The sequence below is a fragment of the Pseudomonas sp. 05L36 genome (assembly GCF_056398125.1).
Window position 1 is genome coordinate 1 of sequence record NZ_JBFTOU010000068.1, and the last position, 4,287, is coordinate 4,287.

The 4,287-nt window shown below is 57.5% G+C and carries 4 protein-coding genes; 2 read left to right on the top strand and 2 right to left on the bottom strand.

The genetic code is table 11. From position 1 onward, the window contains the following. Both AC1DKH_RS30225 and AC1DKH_RS30230 read right to left on the bottom strand, forming a co-directional pair. On the bottom strand, positions 1-107 hold a 107-nt coding region (locus AC1DKH_RS30225), incomplete at its 3' end, for a hypothetical protein (protein ID WP_477799480.1). 435 nt (positions 108-542) lie between these two features. Continuing rightward, entirely contained in the window at positions 543-1,442 is a 900-nt protein-coding gene (locus tag AC1DKH_RS30230; RefSeq protein ID WP_150753713.1) for a LysR family transcriptional regulator, read from the bottom strand. 157 nt (positions 1,443-1,599) lie between these two features. Here AC1DKH_RS30230 and AC1DKH_RS30235 point away from each other — a divergent pair, with 157 nt between their 5' ends. Together AC1DKH_RS30235 and AC1DKH_RS30240 are read left to right on the top strand one after the other, a co-directional pair. Continuing rightward, positions 1,600-2,781 (top strand): acyl-CoA dehydrogenase, encoded by a 1,182-nt coding sequence (locus AC1DKH_RS30235; RefSeq protein ID WP_046043971.1) that lies wholly within the window; start codon positions 1,600-1,602, stop codon positions 2,779-2,781. Positions 2,782-2,792: 11 nt separating this feature from the next. After that, the gene (locus AC1DKH_RS30240; protein WP_477800214.1) at positions 2,793-4,013 is read left to right on the top strand and encodes a CaiB/BaiF CoA transferase family protein; all 1,221 of its coding nucleotides are present in this window, start codon (positions 2,793-2,795) and stop codon (positions 4,011-4,013) included. The last annotated feature ends 274 nt before the right edge of the window (positions 4,014-4,287 follow it).

Here is a 4,287-nt window from a genome sequence, read left to right on the forward strand (position 1 = left end):
TGTACAGTGACCTTATGACCCTGGCTGATCAGCTTCTTGATGGTTTCCGGGGTTGCAGCAACCCGTGTTTCACCGGTCTGGGTTTCGAGAGGAACACCAATGTGCACGTCAAATCTCCTGCGTGATCTTATTGAGTAAACCCATGCACTACGGATGGTGCGGCTGGGGCGGCCGATCAGCACGATCCCGCCAAATCAGGGCGGGGCGCGGCATTTTGCAGGCGAACTTTGTGCCCTTCAAGGGATTATGACGGGTGACGGAAAATTAACTACAAGTCACCCCGTGACCGAATGTCGCAACCAGCCGGGTCAATCCCTTGCAGGCCGTGCCTTGTAAGGATTCTGGCCGAAATTGAAGAATTTACACATCGGCCGTATGAATGATGCGGCATCGCTTCGAAATAGTGGCGCAAAGCCGCGTGGTCAGGCGCTTGTGGAACGTTTGTACGACTTCTCGATACAGTTTGCTTGTATGCGACAAATACGTATATCTGTAGGGCTGTATATTTGCTGACTACGGGGTCAAATAACGCTACGGGGCCTTTATCCTTCTAGGCTGTAGCTGTGCGCCTGATTTACCAGCCAGTCACGAAATGCCCTCAAAGACGCGGATTCGACCTTTCGCTCAGGAATCATCAGGTAGTAAGCCTTGATGCTGGACAATGCTTGCGGGTTGGCGATCACCAAGCGTTTCTCCTTCAGCTCCCTTTGAATCAAAAACGGCGGAATCAGGGCAATGCCCATGTCGTGCATGGCCGCTTGGGCGAGCATGGAGAATAGCTCATAGCGTGGGCCTGTCATGTCTCGCGGGACATTCAGGTGTTGGGAATCGAACCATTGGCGCCAGGCATAGGGGCGGGTGGTTTGTTGCAGGAGAGGCAAGTCGGCGATTTCGCCGGGCGTCAGACTGGTTTTGTTTCCGAGCAGGTTGGGGCTGCAAACGGGCATCGGATTTTCACCCATCAGCCTGTGGGATTCTGTACCCGACCAATCCGCGTCACCGAAGTAGATGGCGGCATCAAAATCAGTGTCGGCGAACAGGAACGGGCGCGTGCGGTTGGTCAGGTTGACCGTTACTTCCGGGTGTTTTTGCTGAAAGTCCTTGAGTCGCGGCAGCAACCATTGGGTGCCGAAGGTTGGCACTACGGCCAACTCGATCACGTTGGTGCCCTGCTGGCCCATCACGGACAAGGTGTCGCGCTCAACCGCATCGAGTTGAGTGGCCACTCGACGGCTGTAGGAGAGACCAGCTTCCGTCAGCTTGACCCCGCGCCGCGAGCGTCGGAACAGTTCGACGCTGAGGAACTCTTCAAGGCTGGCGATCTGTCGGCAAATTGCCCCTTGGGTCAGCGAAAGTTCCTGGGCGGCCTTGGTGAAGCTCTCGTGGCGTGCCGCGGCCTCGAAGCTGATCAGGGCGGTGGTGCTGGGTATCTTTCTGCGCATGTACGTCAACCTCACTAATACATCGCATAAAGGCTATTTCGCGACGTTTCGGAGTGAGAAATTAGCACAACAGTATGCAAAATCCTCGTTTGCCGTGGCGCCGATCCGGGCCTAGGATCAGTCCACGTTATTTGACCCGATTCGAGAGGACACACTCATGGGCGGTAAAGCTAGCTTCAACTGGATCGATCCCCTGCTGCTGGATCAACAGCTCACTGAAGAAGAACGCATGATTCGCGACACGGCTGCGCAGTTCGCTCAGCAGAGCCTTGCGCCGCGCATTCTTGAAGCTTTCCGCCATGAGAAGACCGACCCGGCGATCTTCCGCGAAATGGGCGAGATCGGTCTGTTGGGCGCAACCATCCCCGAGCAGTACGGTGGCAGCGGCCTGAACTATGTCAGCTATGGCCTGATCGCCCGTGAAGTCGAGCGTATCGACTCCGGCTATCGCTCTATGATGAGCGTGCAGTCCTCGCTGGTGATGGTGCCAATCAATGAATTCGGTACCGAAGCGCAGAAGCAGAAGTACCTGCCGAAACTGGCGTCGGGCGAGTGGATCGGTTGCTTCGGCCTGACCGAGCCTAACCACGGCTCCGACCCGGGTGCGATGATCAGTCGTGCGCGCAAAGTCGAAGGCGGCTACAGCCTCACCGGCAGCAAGATGTGGATCACCAACAGCCCGATCGCCGATGTGTTCGTGGTCTGGGCCAAGGACGATGCCGGTGATATTCGCGGCTTCGTTCTGGAGAAAGGCTGGAAAGGCCTGAGCGCTCCGGCGATTCACGGCAAGGTGGGCCTGCGGGCATCGATCACCGGCGAAATCGTGATGGATAACGTGTTTGTGCCGGAAGAGAACATTTTCCCGGATGTCCGTGGTCTGAAAGGTCCTTTCACTTGCCTCAACTCGGCACGTTACGGCATCTCGTGGGGTGCGCTGGGTGCAGCCGAGTTCTGCTGGCACACCGCTCGCCAGTACACCCTGGATCGTCAACAGTTCGGTCGCCCGCTGGCCGCCACTCAGTTGATCCAGAAGAAGCTGGCCGACATGCAGACTGAAATCACCATGGCGCTGCAAGGCTGCCTGCGTCTGGGTCGTATGAAGGACGAAGGGACTGCTGCAGTCGAAATTACCTCGATGATGAAGCGCAACTCTTGCGGCAAGTCCCTGGACATCGCGCGCATGGCTCGCGATATGTTGGGCGGCAACGGCATCTCCGATGAATTCGGTGTTGCGCGTCACCTGGTCAACCTGGAAGTGGTGAACACCTATGAAGGTACTCACGACGTCCATGCACTGATCCTCGGTCGTGCGCAAACCGGCCTCCAGGCGTTCTATTAAGGAGAACGTCCATGGGCGCGCTATCGCATCTACGGGTACTGGATTTATCGCGGGTGCTGGCCGGGCCTTGGGCCGGGCAGATCCTGGCCGACCTTGGCGCCGAAGTGATCAAGGTCGAGCGTCCGGGTAACGGCGATGACACGCGCGCCTGGGGGCCACCGTTCCTTAAAGACGCTTATGGCGAGAACACCAGTGAGGCCGCCTATTACTTGTCGGCCAATCGCAATAAGCAATCGGTCACTATCGACTTCACACGCCCTGAAGGGCAGAAGCTGGTGCGAGAGCTGGCGGCCAGGTCGGACATCCTGATCGAGAACTTCAAGGTCGGCGGTCTGGCGGCTTATGGCCTGGACTATGAGTCGCTGAAGGCGATCAATCCGGATCTGATCTATTGCTCGATCACCGGGTTCGGCCAGACCGGTCCTTACGCCAAGCGAGCGGGTTATGACTTCATGATCCAGGGGCTGGGCGGTCTCATGAGCCTGACGGGGCGACCTGAAGGCGAAGAAGGCGCGGGGCCGGTGAAGGTTGGCGTGGCGCTGACGGATATCCTGACCGGGCTGTATTCGACTGTCGCGATCCTGGCAGCGCTTGCGCATCGGGATCACGACGGCGGTGGTCAGCATATCGATATGGCGCTACTGGACGTACAGGTGGCTTGTCTGGCCAACCAGGCGATGAACTACCTGACGACAGGCAATGCGCCTAAACGCTTGGGCAATGCTCATCCGAACATCGTGCCCTATCAGGATTTTCCTACGGCGGATGGCGATTTCATCCTTACCGTCGGTAACGATGGACAGTTCCGCAAGTTCGCGGAAGTGGCCGGGCAGCCGCAGTGGGCGGACGATCCGCGTTTTGCTACCAACAAGCTGCGGGTGGCAAACAGGGCAGTACTGATTCCGCTGATCCGCCAGGCGACGGTGTTCAAGACGACCGCTGAATGGGTGGCGCAGTTGGAGCAGGCTGGCGTGCCATGCGGGCCTATCAATGACGTGGCGCAGATGTTTGCCGATCCTCAGGTCAAGGCGCGTGGGTTGGCTATCGAGCTGCCTCATGCGCTGGCCGGGATGGTGCCTCAGGTGGCGAGTCCGATTCGACTGTCGGAAACGCCGGTGGAGTACCGTTTTGCACCTCCTCTGCTGGGTGAGCACACGCTGGAAGTTTTGCAGCGGGTGTTGGGCCTGGATGCCGGGGCGGTGTCCGCATTCAAGGAATCGGGCGTTCTCTGATTGGTTTCTTCTATATAGAGGAGTGTTTCGGCTCCTCTGTATAGGCTCCCTTTGGGGCGTTTTGCTGCATTCTGCAGGTTATTGATAGAAAACCTGAATCAGTGCTTGACGGCAGATTCCAAATCTCTATAATTCGCCCCACTTCCGGCGCAGTCGAAACGGAAAACTCCTTGGTAAACAATGAGTTATGCAGTTTTCGGCAGCAGGTTGCTTCAGGTCATCGAAGCCAAAAGGGAGTTGAAAAAGAGGTGTTGACAGCAGCGTGTAACGCTGT

What these genes read in the sequence shown, in the direction of transcription:
- AC1DKH_RS30230 (WP_150753713.1), bottom strand. Translation starts at nt 1,442, where the DNA reads ATGCGCAGAAAGATACCCAGCACCACCGCCCTGATCAGCTTCGAGGCC.
- AC1DKH_RS30235 (WP_046043971.1), top strand. Translation starts at nt 1,600, where the DNA reads ATGGGCGGTAAAGCTAGCTTCAACTGGATCGATCCCCTGCTGCTGGAT.
- AC1DKH_RS30240 (WP_477800214.1), top strand. Translation starts at nt 2,793, where the DNA reads ATGGGCGCGCTATCGCATCTACGGGTACTGGATTTATCGCGGGTGCTG.